This is a genomic window from Nostoc sp. T09 (genome assembly GCF_002154695.1).
In the GTDB taxonomy this organism is placed as follows: domain Bacteria; phylum Cyanobacteriota; class Cyanobacteriia; order Cyanobacteriales; family Nostocaceae; genus Aulosira.
In genome coordinates, this window is the sequence record NZ_MTAV01000078.1 from 22,817 (window position 1) to 39,460 (window position 16,644).

Annotated in this window: 18 protein-coding genes; 8 read left to right on the plus strand and 10 right to left on the minus strand. The window is 40.2% G+C overall.

Annotated features, from left to right (window positions below):
- Nucleotides 1-5 precede the first annotated feature (5 nt).
- From pstA to BV372_RS16465, 4 genes are read left to right on the plus strand one after another with little or no spacing between them, the layout of a single operon-like run.
- Nucleotides 6-875: a phosphate ABC transporter permease PstA gene (gene pstA / locus BV372_RS16450; RefSeq protein WP_086687655.1), complete on the plus strand. Its 870-nt coding sequence runs from the start codon at nucleotides 6-8 to the stop codon at nucleotides 873-875.
- Complete coding sequence (locus BV372_RS16455; protein ID WP_086687574.1) at nucleotides 875-1,681, plus strand: phosphate ABC transporter ATP-binding protein; 807 nt, start codon at nucleotides 875-877, stop codon at nucleotides 1,679-1,681. The genes pstA and BV372_RS16455 overlap by 1 nt, the downstream gene beginning before the upstream one ends.
- Before the next feature lie 37 nt (nucleotides 1,682-1,718).
- Nucleotides 1,719-2,099 carry a hypothetical protein gene (locus BV372_RS16460; RefSeq protein ID WP_086687575.1) on the plus strand — a complete coding sequence of 127 codons (381 nt, stop codon included), beginning with the start codon at nucleotides 1,719-1,721 and terminating at the stop codon, nucleotides 2,097-2,099.
- Nucleotides 2,100-2,105: 6 nt separating this feature from the next.
- Nucleotides 2,106-2,471 (plus strand): aspartyl protease, encoded by a 366-nt coding sequence (locus BV372_RS16465; protein WP_086687576.1) that lies wholly within the window; start codon nucleotides 2,106-2,108, stop codon nucleotides 2,469-2,471.
- Here the strand turns inward: BV372_RS16465 and BV372_RS16470 are convergent.
- Both BV372_RS16470 and BV372_RS16475 read right to left on the minus strand, forming a co-directional pair.
- A complete protein-coding gene (locus tag BV372_RS16470; RefSeq protein WP_086687577.1) occupies nucleotides 2,463-3,530 on the minus strand; it encodes a DMT family transporter in 1,068 nt (355 codons plus the stop codon). The two genes, BV372_RS16465 and BV372_RS16470, sit on opposite strands and share 9 nt — an antisense overlap.
- Before the next feature lie 157 nt (nucleotides 3,531-3,687).
- Nucleotides 3,688-4,419 carry a response regulator transcription factor gene (locus BV372_RS16475; RefSeq protein WP_086687578.1) on the minus strand — a complete coding sequence of 244 codons (732 nt, stop codon included), beginning with the start codon at nucleotides 4,417-4,419 and terminating at the stop codon, nucleotides 3,688-3,690.
- Nucleotides 4,420-5,392: 973 nt separating this feature from the next.
- Here BV372_RS16475 and BV372_RS16480 point away from each other — a divergent pair.
- On the plus strand, nucleotides 5,393-5,848 hold the full coding sequence (locus BV372_RS16480; RefSeq protein ID WP_086687579.1) for a rhodanese-like domain-containing protein: 456 nt from the start codon (nucleotides 5,393-5,395) through the stop codon (nucleotides 5,846-5,848).
- 95 nt (nucleotides 5,849-5,943) lie between these two features.
- Here BV372_RS16480 and BV372_RS16485 read toward each other — a convergent pair whose 3' ends face one another.
- From BV372_RS16485 to trpB, 4 genes are all read right to left on the minus strand, one after another.
- Nucleotides 5,944-6,573 (minus strand): ribonuclease H-like domain-containing protein, encoded by a 630-nt coding sequence (locus BV372_RS16485; protein ID WP_086687580.1) that lies wholly within the window; start codon nucleotides 6,571-6,573, stop codon nucleotides 5,944-5,946.
- 184 nt (nucleotides 6,574-6,757) lie between these two features.
- The gene (locus BV372_RS16490; protein ID WP_086687581.1) at nucleotides 6,758-7,306 is read right to left on the minus strand and encodes a CAP domain-containing protein; all 549 of its coding nucleotides are present in this window, start codon (nucleotides 7,304-7,306) and stop codon (nucleotides 6,758-6,760) included.
- Nucleotides 7,307-7,685: 379 nt separating this feature from the next.
- Nucleotides 7,686-8,771: an IS4 family transposase gene (locus BV372_RS16495; protein WP_256973265.1), complete on the minus strand. Its 1,086-nt coding sequence runs from the start codon at nucleotides 8,769-8,771 to the stop codon at nucleotides 7,686-7,688.
- A 616-nt stretch (nucleotides 8,772-9,387) separates the two neighbouring features.
- Nucleotides 9,388-10,629 (minus strand): tryptophan synthase subunit beta, encoded by a 1,242-nt coding sequence (gene trpB, locus BV372_RS16500; protein WP_086687583.1) that lies wholly within the window; start codon nucleotides 10,627-10,629, stop codon nucleotides 9,388-9,390.
- 157 nt (nucleotides 10,630-10,786) lie between these two features.
- On the opposite strand from trpB, the gene BV372_RS16505 reads away from it, so the two are divergent.
- Both BV372_RS16505 and BV372_RS16510 read left to right on the plus strand, forming a co-directional pair.
- The gene (locus tag BV372_RS16505) at nucleotides 10,787-11,128 is read left to right on the plus strand and encodes a translation initiation factor (RefSeq protein ID WP_086687584.1); all 342 of its coding nucleotides are present in this window, start codon (nucleotides 10,787-10,789) and stop codon (nucleotides 11,126-11,128) included.
- Between the two features lie 138 nt (nucleotides 11,129-11,266).
- The gene (locus BV372_RS16510) at nucleotides 11,267-11,425 is read left to right on the plus strand and encodes a YqaE/Pmp3 family membrane protein (protein WP_086687585.1); all 159 of its coding nucleotides are present in this window, start codon (nucleotides 11,267-11,269) and stop codon (nucleotides 11,423-11,425) included.
- A gap of 134 nt (nucleotides 11,426-11,559) precedes the next feature.
- On the opposite strand, the gene BV372_RS16515 is transcribed toward BV372_RS16510, so the two are convergent.
- The gene (locus tag BV372_RS16515; RefSeq protein ID WP_179198120.1) at nucleotides 11,560-12,054 is read right to left on the minus strand and encodes a hypothetical protein; all 495 of its coding nucleotides are present in this window, start codon (nucleotides 12,052-12,054) and stop codon (nucleotides 11,560-11,562) included.
- Between the two features lie 267 nt (nucleotides 12,055-12,321).
- On the opposite strand from BV372_RS16515, the gene BV372_RS16520 reads away from it, so the two are divergent.
- Entirely contained in the window at nucleotides 12,322-12,528 is a 207-nt protein-coding gene (locus BV372_RS16520; RefSeq protein WP_086687586.1) for a hypothetical protein, read from the plus strand.
- 296 nt (nucleotides 12,529-12,824) lie between these two features.
- Here BV372_RS16520 and BV372_RS16530 read toward each other — a convergent pair whose 3' ends face one another.
- The 3 genes from BV372_RS16530 to BV372_RS16540 form a co-directional block, all read right to left on the minus strand.
- Nucleotides 12,825-13,841, minus strand: coding sequence for an acetylserotonin O-methyltransferase (locus BV372_RS16530; protein ID WP_256973266.1), 1,017 nt, complete (start codon nucleotides 13,839-13,841; stop codon nucleotides 12,825-12,827).
- Between the two features lie 68 nt (nucleotides 13,842-13,909).
- A complete protein-coding gene (locus BV372_RS16535) occupies nucleotides 13,910-14,950 on the minus strand; it encodes a methyltransferase (protein WP_086687589.1) in 1,041 nt (346 codons plus the stop codon).
- A 43-nt stretch (nucleotides 14,951-14,993) separates the two neighbouring features.
- The gene (locus BV372_RS16540; protein ID WP_086687590.1) at nucleotides 14,994-16,541 is read right to left on the minus strand and encodes a GMC oxidoreductase; all 1,548 of its coding nucleotides are present in this window, start codon (nucleotides 16,539-16,541) and stop codon (nucleotides 14,994-14,996) included.
- Between the last annotated feature and the right edge of the window lie 103 nt (nucleotides 16,542-16,644).

Below are 16,644 nucleotides of genomic sequence, written 5' to 3' on the forward strand. Positions count from 1 at the left end.
TTTCAATGCCAAATCTCAAAGCTAAAATCAAAACTCTGAGCATTCCTCAAGATTGGCTACCAACAATGATTGTTTGGATGACTGCTGTGCTGGTAACTGCCATATTCCTGTGGATACTCAACGATATTTTCTGGCATGGCATCGGCCACTTATCTTGGCAGTTTATCACCACGGAACCTGTGAACGCTGGCAGAGAAGGAGGAATTGCACCGATTTTGGTTTCCACTCTGATGATTATGATGGTGTGTATGGCAGTTTCCATTCCTATTGGTGTGGGTACAGCCGTATTGCTGGCAGAATTCACTCCAATTGATAGTATCTTTGGAGGATTGGTGCGTCGCAGTTTAGATGTTTTAGCTGGTGTCCCTTCAATAGTCTTTGGGTTATTTGGTAACGTCTTCTTTTGCAAAATTCTCGGATTGGGATTTTCCATCCTGTCGGGAGGGCTAACCTTGGCGTGTATGGTGTTGCCAATCTTGATTCGCTCGACAGAAGAAGGATTTCGGGCTGTTCCCCAGGAGTATAGATTAGGAGCCGCATCTCTTGGTTTTTCCCGTACAACTACGCTATTTAAATTATTGTTACCCGCCGCTGTACCTGGTTTAGTGGTGGGATTAGTGCTGGGGATTGGCAGAGCGATCGCAGAAACTGCTGCTTTAATTTTTACTAGTGGCTATGTAGATAGAATGCCAGAATCATTATTAGATTCTGGACGTGCGCTTTCGATTCATATTTTTGATTTATCGATGAATGTGTCTGGTGGCGATGGTAATGCTTACGCCTCAGCATTGGTTTTACTTTTATTGCTGCTGTTAATTAATGGCACAGCAGCTTGGATTGCCGAAAATTGGTTGCACAGGAGAATTATTAACTGATGAAACTGCCAGAATCCGATCGCAACCCTACTGGAACTACTCAACCATTGATTCAAACAGAAAACTTGACGTTGCAATATGGGCAAAAAACAGCCTTTGCTAATGTTAATCTTGGCATCAATGCAGGTGAAATCGCTGCTTTAGTTGGTCCTTCCGGTTGTGGGAAAACCAGTTTTCTCAGTTGTCTCAATCGCTTGACTGATTTGATTCCCCAGTGTCGAGTCAAAGGACGAATTCAGATTGGTACTTTAGATGTGCTCAATACCAAGATAGATGCGATCGCGCTGCGGCGTAAAGTTGGCATGATCTTCCAAAAACCGAATCCTTTTCCTTTATCTATCTGGAAGAATCTGGAATTACCTTTGCGAGAACATGGGATCAAAAACCGCGAAAAAATTGATGCGATCGTAGAGACAACCCTCACCGATGTGGGATTGTGGGATGAAGTCAAAGACCGATTGCATACTTCGGCTTTAGCACTTTCCGGCGGACAACAGCAACGCTTATGCATAGCCAGAGCTTTAGGTTTGCAACCAGAAGTTTTACTATTGGATGAACCTTGTAGTGCTCTCGACCCGATTTCTAGTGGTGTGGTTGAAGATTTAATTACCAGCCTGCGGGGGCGTTATACCTTGCTAATTGTCACTCATAACCTCGCACAAGCCAAGCGAATTGCCGATCAAGTAGCCCTGTTTTGGGTACAGGATGGAATAGGTCAACTAATTGAATCGGGAACAGTAGCCCAAATCTTTGAATCACCTCAACATCCTCTAACAGCTGCTTATGTCACAGGTGCAAGGGGCTAAAATATCAACAATCCCAATTTTGTCCTCAGAAACAACAATGAACAATGTTCAAAGTGAAGATCTACCAATAGAGAACAAAAGACCATCAGTTCAAGAGGAATATTCTGCTGTAAAAAATGAACAGCAGCCCAAGGAAAATTCCCTATCAGCTCGCCCTTGGACAGGAATTAGGCAATATACAAATCAATTATCGCCAAAATTAGCTAACCCAGGATATATCAAAAGTGCGCGTCAAATATACGATCTTTTGAGTTCTGAATTAATCAATAATTATTCCGGCTGGTATGTTGCCATTGAACCCAATAGCGGTGATTATTTTCTCAATGCCATTAAAGCTTTAGCCCAACAGCAAGCGAGACAACAACATCCTTATAGACTAATTTGTACCTTCAAATTAATTGGCACAAGAGCATCGTAAAATAACTTGATTCTAGGAAAGTTTAGCAATCAAGGCAAGTTGATTTTTGAAATTGACCTCGTAGCATCCGACGGGCTAATTATCACAGTTGATACACTGCTCGATACAGGTTTTAGTGACTGGTTAGCAATTAATACCCAAGATGCTCTTGCCTTGGGATGGGAACTAGTGGATAGTGAAGAAACTCGTCTGACCGCTCTGAGAAAAGCCCAGTTTACGATTTACACTGGTACAGTTAGTTTAGATACTCAAGAATTTAATATTCCTGTAATTGTAGGAGATGAAATTGCAGAATTACTCCTGGGTATACCTTGGCTGTTTACCAGAAGATTAGTAGTTGATTTTCCACAAGGTTTATTAAATTTAGGGTAAAATTTCTGGTTCAGATTCTCTTACAGATAAAGTTACAGAATTGACTTTCTTCGCACTAGATGGTTCTAAAATAGGTTGCTGATTTGTAGCTGTATCACCCGCAGTAACCGTTTTGTTTGCTGCCAAGTTATCGCGCTGATTGATGAGATAGATACTAATTAAAGTTAGGCAAACTCCAATCCATTGCAAGGGACTCAGAACTTCTGAGAGGAAGAGATTACCGAATAGCAGAGCAAAAACTGGCGTCAGGAAGGTGAGAGAACTGAGACTGGTGAGATTGCCACTAGAAGCAAAGTAGAAAAATAATCCATAGGCGATCGCACTGCCAAATATTGTGGCATAACCTAAAGCCACCCAATCAGATGGTACAAGATTCTGCCATTGCTGGGATTCTACAACTGACGACATTCCCCATAATGGCAATCCACCGATAATCATGTGCCATCCCGTAGCAGCTACCGGATCGGCATGTCGACAAACAAACCGAATCAACACTGTTCCCACTGCCATTGACAGCGCTGCTAACAGCATTAACCACTCACCACTGGCAAATAACTGTTGCCAGTTACCAAGGGTGATATTTACACCTGAACCGAGAGCCTGAAAAATCCACTCATCAGGTAAGCCAATTAAACTGATCCCAGAAACCCCTAATCCTAGTCCCAGCCATCCCCAAACACCGATACGTTCCTGAAATAGCCACAACGATAGCAAGGCCACAGCCAAGGGTTGAGAATCAATCATCACAGATCCTAGCCCGGCACTAGTTCTCACTAATCCTTCTGCTAAGAAGCCTTGAAAAAGAGTTCCATCTACAAGCGCAAATAAGGCAATCCATAGCCATGCACCCCATCCCTTGGGTTGGGGTCTATCCATCAATGCTGCTGCTATGAGAATTAACACCCCAGCTGGTAGCAACCGAACTCCTGCCATAAATAATGGTGTGGTGTGGGGTATCACTCCTTTCATTGCCACCATTGCGGTACCCCACAAGAAAAAGGGGGCGATTAGCAGTAGAGGAGCGATGGGAAGACGAGATGCACTGAATTTCAGCTGCATGGGTTTGCTGATGCCTTGGGTTATTAGGTGCAAAAATTGCTTTACCTAATTTTACCTAAATATGTTGTTTTGTGAAGGAAAGAATACTTACTAGTAGCTAAATTGGCCTGATTATCACTGGTGTAACGAGCTGGGCATTGAAAAACTTCTAACATTTTCATTGTGAATTGCTTTTAACTGTGCCGTTTTCTGGTGGTTCAAACTTATAACCATAGCCCCGAACAGTTTTAATATACTCTGGCACATTGGTATCTAGTTCCATCTTTTTGCGTAGCTGACCAATATGCACATCAACTACTCGTCCATCTCCCACATAGTCACAACCCCAAATTTTTTGGATGAGCTGGGGGCGGCTCCAAGCTTGACCCGGATGGCTGGCCAGAAAATGTAAAATATTAAATTCTAGGGCGGTTAGTGATAGAGGTTTATCGTTAAGTGTCACTTCTCTTCCTTCTGGGTTAATTGCTAGCTGATGAAAGACGAGACGTTGTGTAGTTGAGGGGTTGATCGTGCGGACACGCCGCAATAAAGCTTGGATTCTCAGTTCTACTTCCGCTAGGCTAAAGGGTTTGCTCATAAAATCATCAGCACCTGCGCCCAGAATCTTGATTTTATCGGCTTCGTCAGTTCGGCTAGTCAGGATCATCACTAACACATTGGTACGACGTTGCATTTCTTGGCAGAGGTTATAGCCAGTAGTATCTGGCAAATTCCAATCCAAAATTACTAACTCTGGATTAAATTGCTCGAATAAATTCAGCGCTGTCTTCCCGTCGGCCGCAGACTCTATGTGATATTTTCGGCTTAAAAAACGATATATAAGATTGCGGACGCCATAGTCGTCATCTACAACAAGAATTTTGGGATTAGTAGCAGGAACCATCACCATAAATCTCTAGCCTATTGTTTATGTGGCAATTCGCTATGCGCCTTGAGAGCTTCTGTGTATGCTTTCAGACCTTTATCTTTGGGGAGAGTATCTCCTTTACTTCGGCTGCTGATATATCAACCTCATGATTATTTTAAAGTCGCTGCTGCTCACCAAGCATAACTACTGTATGACTTAGCTATACTTAATTTCTGAATAAATTTCTGGAAGCTTTGACTGTTATAGTTTTTCCTAAATCTATAGATTTTTTTATGGATTTGGTAATTTTATATTACTATCACGATTATCCTTGGATATGTGTTTTAAATTTGAGTATTGAATATGACACTCTTCTATAGTTACCTAGTAATTTATAATTATTCATCAATTAAAATTTTCTCAAAAACAAAGAGTTAGTTTAATAATCTGATTTCTCTATTTCTCAAAGTTACAACCAAAATTACAAAGTCAATATACTTATTAAAATTGTAATAAATTTTACTTTTATTTAACTGTTGTATTTATCTCCTATTTGTGTATTTGAAAATTTATCTTAGTAATTCTAAGTTTAAATAATAATAGGTAGAAATAGACAGTATTTAAGACTACAATTTTCCAAATAAGCTGATAAATCGCCAAATACTGTGGTGTCAGGTTCAAGCATGATTACAGGATAAACACGTCACCTCACAAAACTTGCTGTCAGCAAAAATTAGTATAAGCTCAGGCTTTACATAGCAGAAAATTGCCAATTTGTTCAGTGCTGAGCTAACGCCAGAAGGCAGTTCGACGTATTCGTTTCCCCAAAAAACACAGCGTTAAAGCTGATATTGCCAGGAATTCAAAATTTTTGGACTTGTTCTAAGTGGATTTTCAATAATAAATGAACTAGTCTATCCTAAGAGAGAGGTTAATAATCTTCATACCAGGGAAAGAGCAAATAACGCTATATTTTTCGATAAATTGCTGTTAATGTAATCAGCAAGAGATAATTATGTCTAACAATCTAGTAGATAATATCATTCCACAACAGCCACCCATAGAACCCCAATCTGATGTTCATGTACTTAAAGCTCGTTTAGAGTGGGGTGAACCAGCTTTCACAATACTTGATGTGCGCGATCGCGATACCTATAATGAAGGTCACATTATGGGTGCAATGTCAATGCCCACAGAGGACCTGGTAAATCGAGCAACATCATCTTTGGCTAAAAGCCGTGATATTTATATTTACGGTGCCAATGAAGATGAAACTAGCCAAGCTGTACAATCTCTTCGTTCTGCTGGGTTTGAGCATGTATCTCAGCTAAAAGGTGGTCTTGCTGCATGGAAGGCTATTGGTGGACCAACAGAAGGGATTGTGGAAGCACTCACTCCTCCTGGTCCTGGTGACTATAATGTTGTCTCTCGGATGCAAGAACACACAGAAACTCAGAAAAAACAAGTATAAATTAAACTTTTTCAGGAGTCATTAGTCAGGAGTCATTAGTCATTAATCTTGAGGTTACAATTAATGACTAATGACTCCTGTTTGAGCACAAATAATTAGTGTTCAAATAAATCCTTAAATTGCAATAAGTCTAAAGATACAATTGTTGGCAGAACTTGAAAACATTCTTGAGCAATTTGCCAACGTTCTTCTCTTTTTAGCATGGCAATCAGCTTCTGTTGCACGCTGAGTAAATAGCGAACATCGTTAGCAGCGTAACTTAGCTGTTCCACTGATAAATTATCGGCGTTACCCCAATCAGAACTTTGAGCACTTTTATCCAGCTCTACTTTTTCCAACTCTTGCACGACATCCTTCAATCCGTGACGATTTGTATAAGTACGAGCTAATTTACTAGCTATCTTGGTACAAAAAATAGGCTGAACGGTAATTCCTAGGTTGTAGCGCAAGGTAGCAATGTCAAAACGCGCAAAGTGAAATACTTTCAAGACATTTACAGCTTCCAAAAGTTTTTTTAAGTTTGGTGCTTCGGTTTGGCCTTTGGCGATGCGGATTGCAGTTACTTCACCCTCTTGGTTGCACAGTTGCACGAGACAAAGGCGATCGCGCTGCGGTAACAATCCCATTGTTTCTGTATCAACCGCGATCGCCTCTGATTTTAAATACTGGGATAGGGCAACGTCACTAAGGTCGCGATCGCTTACCTGAAAATCTTGTAATGTCATGAATCACTCAAGAATAAATGCAGTATCCAACAGAAGAAGTTTCTATTAGACACTACATTATTATTGTGCAAAAAAATCAGAAATTCTAGCCATTTTTAATTGCGGGGAGTACAGATTTTTTGTCAAGGCACAAAATTTTTGTAACTCTACCGCATATTGCATCCAAAGAATAACCGCTAAAAATCTAGTTTGTTTGCAAGAAAATTTGCGTGAGGTAGACTTCACCTTGTTTATTGGCAGCGACACCAATTCCTGTGAGGTTATACTTTCCTTTGATGTTTTTTAAATGACCGGGACTATTAAGCCAACCAGTAACAGCTTCTGATGCGGGATCGCTATATCCTTGGTTAAAAGCAACATTTTCTCCAGCACTGTTGTAGATAATTGGGAGAGCAGTTACTCGCTGTTTAAATCCCTGATGGCTAAATGGAACTTTACCATTAGCCATGTTTTGACTATGAATTCTTGCCTGCCGAGTGATAGTTGCATTGATGCTCAACTTTGACAAACCTTTAGAAACACGATATCGATTAATTTTGTCAAAAACTGATTTTTCTAGAGCAGTAGTGTTAAAAGCAGTAGTTGATGCTGCAACCTGATTTGAGGGAATCGATAACGGTTTATTATGAGTAGGTTTGTTTGTAGAACTGTGACCTGGCACAGGAACAGTTGTTAACCCACTGGCAAGGACAAGCGTACTTAAAGCTATGCCAAAAGCAGTTTGTCGGAACATGGAAATTACTTAAGTATAGAGTTATAAGACTTTTACTCTACCGTATTCTTCTAAGAAGAAATACTAGGATACTATTAAAGATTGATGAACTTAAAAAACTTTTGCAAATACTTTACAGTAAATATAAGTAATCACCTCCAAGATTAAATGCTAGGACAGATTCAATTGATCTCAAGATACGTTTGCTTATCCTCCTAATATGAAAATTCTTTGAATATTTCAAAAAGATAATGTAGTATCCCCTAGACAAATGTCACGGGCACTACATTTTTAATTAAAAAAATTGGCATACACATTTATGTATGCCAGTGATGTTACTAAGTATTTCCCTAAAAACTTAATTTATTGATGATTTTAATCTGAAGGGGTGACAAAGAAGTTATAAAGCAGACTGGACAAGAGTCATAGCCCGTAGACCTTGCTGAAAATAGGGCAGTTTGCTGGGCTTCAAACGCATCAATTCATGAGCTAAATCAGCCCAAAATTCCATTGCTCCTACCCATAACTGACCATACAAACCAATCCAGAAAGCACTATGTCGGCGGTGCAATCGTTGTAAATCCTTGAGACGGCCAACATATTTTTGTAGCCCAGAGGAGCGAGAATTACGACCAACTAAAACAGCACAAGTATAAGCAATAGCAATTAATAAAATCAGTGCTATCAAACGTTGACCATCAGCATAAGTAGATTCGAGATTATACCCCCCAGTCTTACAATCACGGAACATTGCTTCAATACCACTCCGTAACTTAAATGCTTTAATGGCATCTTTGAGACTATCAAGGTTAGTTAATAAAAACCAGCCAGCAGGCTCAACAACTCCACGATACTTACGTTTGTAATATCCAGCAAGATTAAACTTATCAAAGCCTTTTTGTTTAGTCGCTTGAATGCCCGTCAAGAAGAAGGAGATACCAGGATTTAACCCCAAAGATTGTAAGCGTTGGTGTGATTGGTTTTCTTGCCGAATATAGGTGCCTTGTTTCTGACGTAATACAAAGTCAATGCCCTTGCTATGTAACCAATTTGCTAGTTTTATACTGTGGAATTCTCTATCTCCCAGTACCAGCATTTGATATCCCTTAAATAACTGCAATAGTGGCCGAATTAATTTTTTCTGTTCTGCCAAATTGCTACATCCTTTTTTAGGTAACAATAGCCAGTACACAGGTATTGCTCTTTTTTGTTCAATTAAACTAATAACAAATACATTTTGTGAACGCCATTGGGTTCTATCAATCGCAAATATTAGCCGTTTATCTCCTACTTTAAGACTATTTTTTACCCATCGTTTGAGCAGGGGAAACCACAGATATGGAATCGACAACTGCGGTAGCAGTAAAAATCTTTGTATACTCCGCCGCCGGCTTTCAAATCTTATCGGTTGTGGAAATACTGTTGCTAGTTTCTCAATCGTCACTGTTTTATGAAATTGCAATAGCATCAGCAAGATTTCTAGCATCTTGTACTGCGCGGGTGTTAGTAGATTTTGAAAGCAGTTTTGGTAGAATTTAGGTAACATTATCATTTGATAGGTCTTGTTGAGAATACCTGACCTATCTTTTTTTACCCCAAAACGGTCACACTTCTCTATTTTCTTGGTTTCAGCCGCTTTGTCACCCCTTCAGGATTTTAATTAAAAGTTATTGGTAATTTCCCTTATCCCTTTTGTCTTCCTCTCACAGGTGTAGTTTTTTCATTTAAGGGTGAGTTAGAACTCTCATTTGAACGCAGCCTCTCTTATTCCCTTTCTAACTTTGTTAAAGCCTATATCCGCCAAGAGGCAATACTATTTTTGATCGTGCTGAATTCCATCATGAATCCATGAGATAGATGTATTATCTGTCCTCATAGTTCATCAAATATAAATTTTCTCTGCAAAAGTCTCAGTAATTCCATCTAGCTTTAGTTGAGACTGCTAAGACGGATACAAATTATTTTTGAAACCCGTAAGTATAAATAAGTAGCACTTGCGATAAGTTATCAATTGGATTGGCGATCGCAAGCATTTAGGACGGTTTTGGGAACTGGAAGGAGAAAATGACCAATCCCCAATCTCCAATTCCCAGTTCAACCAACTAGGCAGGATTTAAAAACTTAGCTACAGTTTGTACATCCTTATCACCACGTCCGGAGCAGTTAATCACAATGCGGGGGCTACCAGTAAGTTGGGGGCAAAGGGTTTCTAAGTAGGCGATCGCATGAGATGTTTCCAGTGCTGGGATAATTCCTTCTAACTGGGACAATCGTTTAAATGCTGCCAAAGCATCGGCATCTGTCACACTGTAATACTCAGCGCGAGCAGCATCTTTCAAATAGCTGTGTTCCGGGCCTACACCGGGATAATCTAACCCCGCACTAATTGAGTGGGCTTCAATTACTTGCCCATCTTCATCTTGCAGCAGATAACTCATCGCTCCGTGCAAAACACCAACCTGTCCTTTTGTCAAGGTTGCTGCGTGTTTATTAGTATTGACGCCTTCTCCCGCCGCCTCAATTCCAATTAACCGTACAGACGGCTCATTGATAAACTCATAGAATAGCCCCATTGCATTGGAACCACCACCCACACAAGCCATGAGAATATCTGGCAAACCGCCCCATTTTTCTTGGGCTTGGGCGCGAGTTTCTTGCCCAATCACGGCATGGAAATCACGTACCATCATTGGGTAAGGATGGGGACCCGCTACCGAACCCAGGATGTAGTGAGTTGTTTCTACATTTGTCACCCAATCCCGGATAGCCTCAGAAGTGGCATCCTTGAGAGTTCCGGTTCCCGCAGCCACAGGACGCACTTCGGCTCCCATTAATTTCATCCGGAACACATTCAAAGCTTGGCGTTCCATATCATGAACGCCCATATAAATTATGCACTCCAGCCCAAAACGAGCGCAGACAGTAGCCGTGGCTACTCCATGTTGTCCAGCACCAGTTTCTGCAATAATCCGCTGCTTACCCATGCGCTTTGCCAACAACACTTGACCAAGGGCATTATTAATTTTGTGAGCGCCAGTGTGGTTTAAATCTTCTCGTTTTAAATAAATTTGCGGGCCAGTACCATCTGGGCGAGCATAGTGAGCAGTCAGACGTTCCGCAAAATACAAAGGCGTAGCACGTCCTACATAGTCTCGTAGCAGTTGTTGGAGTTCTGTTAGAAATTCAGGCTCATTGCGATATTGCTGATAAGCTGTTTCTAGTTCAGCAAGCGCAGGCATCAATGTTTCCGGGACGTACTTACCGCCAAAGCGTCCAAAGCGTCCTTGTGTATCGGGAACTTGAGCAGTAGATTGGGAACTTGGAGAGATGGGTGTGGTAGTCACGGACTGATTTCTATGACGGGACGAACTTAATTATAGAAAAGTCTGAGCCGTATAGGATACGAAGTGCGATCGCAAAACCTAGGCATTTACTCTAGAATCCCTATCCAAGTTGACACTTTAGCCTTAACCCTTGACCCTAGACTCTTAATTAAAGTTTATGTCTTCTTCCAATTCTTCCGACAAACGTTTTATCTATCGCGAATTTGGCAACGATAACTCGCCTGCTTTGGAAAGACCCAATCTCGAATTACCACCGCAACAGCAAAATCTCAAAGTGCAAGCTACCCGCAAAGGACGTAAAGGTAAAACTGTCACTGTAATTAGTGGTTTTCAGTCTAAACCCGAAACCTTAGACGATTTAGTCAAACAGCTAAAAACCCAATGCGGTACGGGTGGCACAGTTAAAGAAAATGAAATTGAAATTCAAGGCGATCATAAGCAAAAAATTGTCGAGATTTTGACTAAGCTTGGTTATAAAGCCAAAATCAGTGGCGGTTAGTGACTAAATTTGCCTGGAACCACGAGCAGCACTGAGCAAATGAGCTAATGTTATCTTTGAGATGTTCAAAGATATCTGAGCAGTTTTAAATTAATTCATTAAAAGTCTGCTCACTATTAAGATTAACAGGAGGTTTACATGGATTTAATTCGTCTTTTAGCTGCCATTTTTCTACCGCCTTTAGGTGTATTTTTGCAAGTAGGTATAGGCAAAGATTTTTGGATTAATATCATCTTGACCTTTTTCGGTTATCTTCCCGGAATTATTCACGCAGTTTGGGTAATTGCTAGGAAATAATTGTTCAAAAAGTTCACATTGGATGTGCGATCGGCAATTAAATATATTGATGCCGATCGCTCTTGGTATAATCGTAGGCCTCTGAAACGCCAGTTCAGTATGTGCGCTCCAGACTGCTCTAATTTTAGAAAAGCTTACGATCGCGGTGATAAACTAGCCGCTGGTTTTGAACGCTGCTGCTGGTACAAGTTGAGAACTTTTTGGACATAGGTAGCAGTGAAGCCGCTATCACAGCCTTTATAACTTCCAGTCATCCACCAACAAGCTACGCCGCGCACAGCCGCAGTTTCATTATTTTTGGTAGCTAGAAACTGCTGGTTTAACTCACGGCGCGTGATACAAGACACAACATAGCGTGCTGTCACGGGGCTGTTTTCAAACTGTGTCGGTGTAAGTTCTTTTTTGAGACAATATTTTGACCACCCTTTGAGGGTTTCTGGTTTTACTTGCCATTGGCTATAAAATCCATCGTTTTGAGAGCCTGTTTGCGGTGCAGCTTGTCGCAGCGCCTCTACCATCGCCGCAACTTGGGCATCAGAAATTTGCTGTTGTGCTTGAACTAACAATGGCGACAGTCCTAAGCTGACAACAACTCCGCCAAGTAGTAATCCTATGAAGTTTTTTCTCATAACTTTGGACTTATTCTAGAGACCAAAATGTAGCATACTACGTCTTTACATTTGTTAATAAGATGAGGCGATCGCTATTTAGGTTTTGCTAAAAGTTAATGAGCGCTCTGCTTGGTTAAGAGCGTAAAATTTTTCATCAGTTAAATTTTAGAATACCAATAACTTGTATTTATCAGTTTGAAAAAAATGAGTATTTGCTACTATCATGCGGAATGCATAGAGTAGAAGTAGAAGCTTGATATATATTTAACGGATGGATTTATTTATATGCTTAATCATTTAAGAGAAATTCGTTATCAACAAGGTTGTCGAGATCGCGATGCTGGGTTTTTGCCCAAAATGCAGGATTCTATTTATTTAGAGGCTTATCTCCAGGGGAGACCGGAAGGATTAGATGGCATCATTCAATATTTCCCTTCAATTGAGGCATACATGAAATGGAAACTTAAAAATCTGGGACATTCACTGTTTTGAAACTTTATAGATGCACACAATTTATCTACCTATTGATGCGAGACGTTGATTTAGTAGATCATAAACCTATTACTAAAGCAGAGAGAACAGATGCGTGCGATCGCTTCCACAATAACTTCAGTTGTGCTGGAGTATGTGCGTGTTGGTGGGATCAACTACACTACCAATGTATTGTGCAACCCTTTATATACAGTCTATTCCACGACTCCTAACAAAAACTCAGCAAATGCAGCAATAATTAGATCAACGGCTAAGAAAATTGCAGTAGCACCGACCATACTATCAGCTTCAAGAATTTATTTAGGTTTTTGACCAGTCACAATGCTCCAATAGCCAAAAGTTGGTAGAACTTGAATATCAACAAAACCAGCCTCTGCCAGCATAGTAGATAGTTCCAACCCAGAATATTGCTGTCCTCCGGCACACCAAAGGAGCATGATTAGGTTATATGCTGCTGTAGAAAGTGGTTGTGTCCGCTCATCATTAAATAGCCATTCATGAATAATCAAGCGTCCACCAGGCTTCAAACTATCAAAGCTTTTTTTTGTCAAGAAGCGGCATTGATCGGGCGTCCAATCATGGTAAATCAGAGAATAAAAATGTAAATCAGCTTCAGGGAAAGAGTCTTTCCACATATTGCCAACCTGGGTACCGATTCGACTTTGTAACCCCTGTTGCATCACAAACTCTTGCGCCACTTCACATATAGGTGCTAAGTCTAAAACAGTAGCTTTGAGATCTGGATACTTTGAGGTTGCACCAATAGAATGAGCACCAGAACCACCAGCAATATCTAGCATCTGTCTATAGCCACTCAGGTTGATAGTTTCAGGCCATGCTAAAGCAGCAGAAATGCTGGCAGAGTGCATTGCTCGTGTAAAACTCCTTGCTATTTCATCTTTTTGTTCGTGAACCTCAAAAATATCCTCACCATTGTAAACTTGTGTTTTATCCGACAAAATAGCTTTTTTAATGCCCTCATAAGAGAATGAAGCTGCATTAGCAATCATTAGATCAAAATAGCCACAAAAAGAAGTTGGGCTAGTTTCCAGTAAGTACTCACGAGCTACAGTGGTAAGACTATAGTAGTTATTTTTAAATTCAATCAATCCCAAAGATGTACATATAGATAAAACTGCACTAGCAGACCGATTGGTAAGGTTGAGGCTTTCGCAAATATTTTCTAGAGTAAGCTCCTTACCTGCCAAGAGTGAGAACAGTTTTAGCTCATGGGCCGCCAGGACAGTTGGATATGTGTGTAAACCAATAATCACATCCCAAACTGGCTTACCGTCTGTTTTAGGTCTGCTCATAGAGCTAAATAAGAGAGGTTGAGCAATTTTTTGGATCATTTTGTTTGAGAAATTTAATAAATTAACTATTAAACACGAACACCTTCAATCACGCTTACTAAAGCCTCTGTTCTAAAAATATGCGTTAGCTGAAAACCCGCTTTAGCAAATAACTTTTGATATTCATTAGCAGTACGTTCCTTGCCCGAATATCCCACTAGCATTTCAATATCAAGAAATTTGCCATAGAAAGGTGTATTACCATCAGGAATTACCATCTCAACAACTAACAACTTACCATCTTCAGACATAGCTTTATGGCAATTTCTGAGGATTTTAACTGAACCTTCGTCATCCCAATCATGAATAATATGCTTAAGGATGTATGCATCTCCTCCTGTCGGTACAGAATCAAAGAAATCACCTGCAACAAGTTCACACCTTTTGTAAACAGTTTTATTTTTAAAGAGTGGAGTAGCTTTTTCAATCACTGAAGGTTGATCAAAAAGTACACCCTGAATTCCTGGATTTGTCTCAAGTATCCCACTTAGTAAACTGCCCTGTCCACCACCAATATCAACAATTTTCCGAATTGATGAAAAATCGTAGTTAGTAACAATTTGAGAATTAACAATTTGGGTAAGACCACTTAAAGCTAACTGAAAAGTCTGGCCGGCTTCTGGCTTTTGGTTATAATACTCAAACGGCCCCATCCCAAAAACATGATCAAAAGCAGGTTTACCTGTTTGTACACTGTGAAGTAACTCTCCCCAAGGCTGCCAATGGTGTTCTCCACCTACCATCATTGCCCAAGCACGCATCGAACCAGGAACATCGCTACGTAGCGATTGCCCTAAAGGTGTTAATTCAAATAAATCATGCTCAACTTCTTGAAAAATTCCTATACTGGCAAGGGCACGGAGAATTCGGTAGAGAGCAGAAGCATTAGTAGCAGTTTCATTTGCTAATTCTTGACTGCTCTTTGCTGCATTTTTGAGTAAATCCGCTATTCCTAACTTGGCAGCAACATGAATTGTTTGGGTTACTCGATAACTAGTAATTAAATTTAGCATCTCTAAAGATGCCAGATTGACAGAGGGTAATGTTGATTTATCTTCTTGAAAAACCATATTTATATCACTGGTAGAAGCAATAATCTAAGTATTTTGCTGCTTATTGCAAGCGATCTTTTAAATGGTCGGCAACACGTAAGGCATTAGCAATAATAGTTAATGCTGGATTAACTGCTGCGCTAGAAACGAAGAAACTAGCATCAACTACATAAAGATTATCTAGTTCATGGGCTTTGCAGTTAATATCAAGTGCTGAAGTCTGGGAATCATTGCCAAAGCGGATTGTACCGCATTGATGGTTGATACCTGCTAGAGAAACTTTTTTACCAACATATAATGAAGAAGGTATGAGATAATCTTCACATCCAATTTGGCTTAACATACCTTCAAATTTGTTAATTAACTGTTTATGTGCTGTTAAGTTATTAACAGCATATCTCAGAGTAATCTCTCCTTTACTATTTAAAGTCACCCGATTGTCTGGTTCTGGTAAATCTTCTGTTACCAAGCAGAAATCAATCCCATTTTTAGCAATAGTATCTTCTGTAATTCCTAGCATTGAAGGCAGTAATTCAGCTTCTAGTAGCTCTGGAGTAGATTTGCCAAGTAATTGAATATTACCCATAGGGTATTTCCAATCATCAGTGCCAAAGTAAAAGTCGTTTAATCCAAAAGTTTTTTGAAATACTGTAGGATTAGGTTCACGAGAAATTGCGATAAAGGAAGAATTAGTGTGGCGCATATAGTGACGACCTACAACACCCGAACCATTAGCTAAACCATGAGGATGTTTCTCGTTTGCCGAGCGTAATAATAATGCCGCTGAGTTAATAGCACCACAGGCAACTACTACAATGGCAGCTGAATACTCCTCTAAAATACCGTTGCGTTCTACATGGATTTTGGTCACTTCACGACCAGAAGCATTGGTTTCTAAGCGCTGTACAAATGCATCAGTAATCAGCGTCACATTAGCATTTTGTAATGCTGGTTGCACGCAAACAGTATGAGCATCAGCTTTAGCTGCTAATAAGCAAGGAAATCCACCACAAGTATTGCAGCGAATGCAAGAGCTAGTTTGTAAATCTGCTTCGTTTAGCATGATTCCCAATGGTAAAGGAAATGGTTGATAGCCAAGCTGACAGAAATCATCAAAAAGTTTTTGTATCCGAGGTTCATGGCTTACCATCGGATATGGATAAGGCGAACTCGCAGGTGGTTCTGTAGGGTCAACACCACGCAGTCCATGTACGTGATAAAGATACTCAGCTTGCGTATAATAAGGCTCAAAGTCTTCATAGCTGAGTGGCCAAGCTAGGGAAATACCATCGTGATGTACGAGTTTACCAAAATCTTCGGCACGAAAGCGCATTAAGGCTGAACCGTAAAACTTAGTGTTGCCACCAACACAGTAGTTAGTAGGTGAACTATGAGCCTGACCTTTCTCGTCGTACCAGGTTTCTTGAGATCTATATTTCTTATCAATGAAAACTGCACGGGTATCCCAATTATCTTTTTCTCGTGGCAAGTATCCACCTCGTTCTATCAGTAATATATCCTTACCCAGAAGAGATAAAGCGTAAGCAAGTGTCCCGCCACCTGCACCTGTACCAATAATAATTACATCAAAATGCTTTACTTGTGGCATGAAGTCTGAGCTACTAAAGTTTTAGAAAATGTTTATAAACTTTGTCAGGTAAATATGTACAGAAAGAAGCATCTAAGTAAAAATTGTGAGGAGTTTAAGGAGG

Excerpts from the sequence above, each read along its gene's own strand:
- pstA (WP_086687655.1), top strand. The coding sequence starts at position 6 with ATGCCAAATCTCAAAGCTAAAATCAAAACTCTGAGCATTCCTCAAGAT.
- BV372_RS16530 (WP_256973266.1), bottom strand. The coding sequence starts at position 13,841 with ATGAGCAGACCTAAAACAGACGGTAAGCCAGTTTGGGATGTGATTATT.
- BV372_RS16520 (WP_086687586.1), top strand. The coding sequence starts at position 12,322 with ATGCTTAATCATTTAAGAGAAATTCGTTATCAACAAGGTTGTCGAGAT.
- BV372_RS16460 (WP_086687575.1), top strand. The coding sequence starts at position 1,719 with ATGAACAATGTTCAAAGTGAAGATCTACCAATAGAGAACAAAAGACCA.
- BV372_RS16485 (WP_086687580.1), bottom strand. The coding sequence starts at position 6,573 with ATGACATTACAAGATTTTCAGGTAAGCGATCGCGACCTTAGTGACGTT.
- BV372_RS16495 (WP_256973265.1), bottom strand. The coding sequence starts at position 8,771 with ATGCTAGAAATCTTGCTGATGCTATTGCAATTTCATAAAACAGTGACG.
- BV372_RS16515 (WP_179198120.1), bottom strand. The coding sequence starts at position 12,054 with ATGAGAAAAAACTTCATAGGATTACTACTTGGCGGAGTTGTTGTCAGC.
- BV372_RS16480 (WP_086687579.1), top strand. The coding sequence starts at position 5,393 with ATGTCTAACAATCTAGTAGATAATATCATTCCACAACAGCCACCCATA.
- BV372_RS16455 (WP_086687574.1), top strand. The coding sequence starts at position 875 with ATGAAACTGCCAGAATCCGATCGCAACCCTACTGGAACTACTCAACCA.
- BV372_RS16505 (WP_086687584.1), top strand. The coding sequence starts at position 10,787 with ATGTCTTCTTCCAATTCTTCCGACAAACGTTTTATCTATCGCGAATTT.
- BV372_RS16535 (WP_086687589.1), bottom strand. The coding sequence starts at position 14,950 with ATGGTTTTTCAAGAAGATAAATCAACATTACCCTCTGTCAATCTGGCA.
- BV372_RS16490 (WP_086687581.1), bottom strand. The coding sequence starts at position 7,306 with ATGTTCCGACAAACTGCTTTTGGCATAGCTTTAAGTACGCTTGTCCTT.
- BV372_RS16475 (WP_086687578.1), bottom strand. The coding sequence starts at position 4,419 with ATGGTGATGGTTCCTGCTACTAATCCCAAAATTCTTGTTGTAGATGAC.
- BV372_RS16470 (WP_086687577.1), bottom strand. The coding sequence starts at position 3,530 with ATGCAGCTGAAATTCAGTGCATCTCGTCTTCCCATCGCTCCTCTACTG.
- BV372_RS16540 (WP_086687590.1), bottom strand. The coding sequence starts at position 16,541 with ATGCCACAAGTAAAGCATTTTGATGTAATTATTATTGGTACAGGTGCA.
- BV372_RS16510 (WP_086687585.1), top strand. The coding sequence starts at position 11,267 with ATGGATTTAATTCGTCTTTTAGCTGCCATTTTTCTACCGCCTTTAGGT.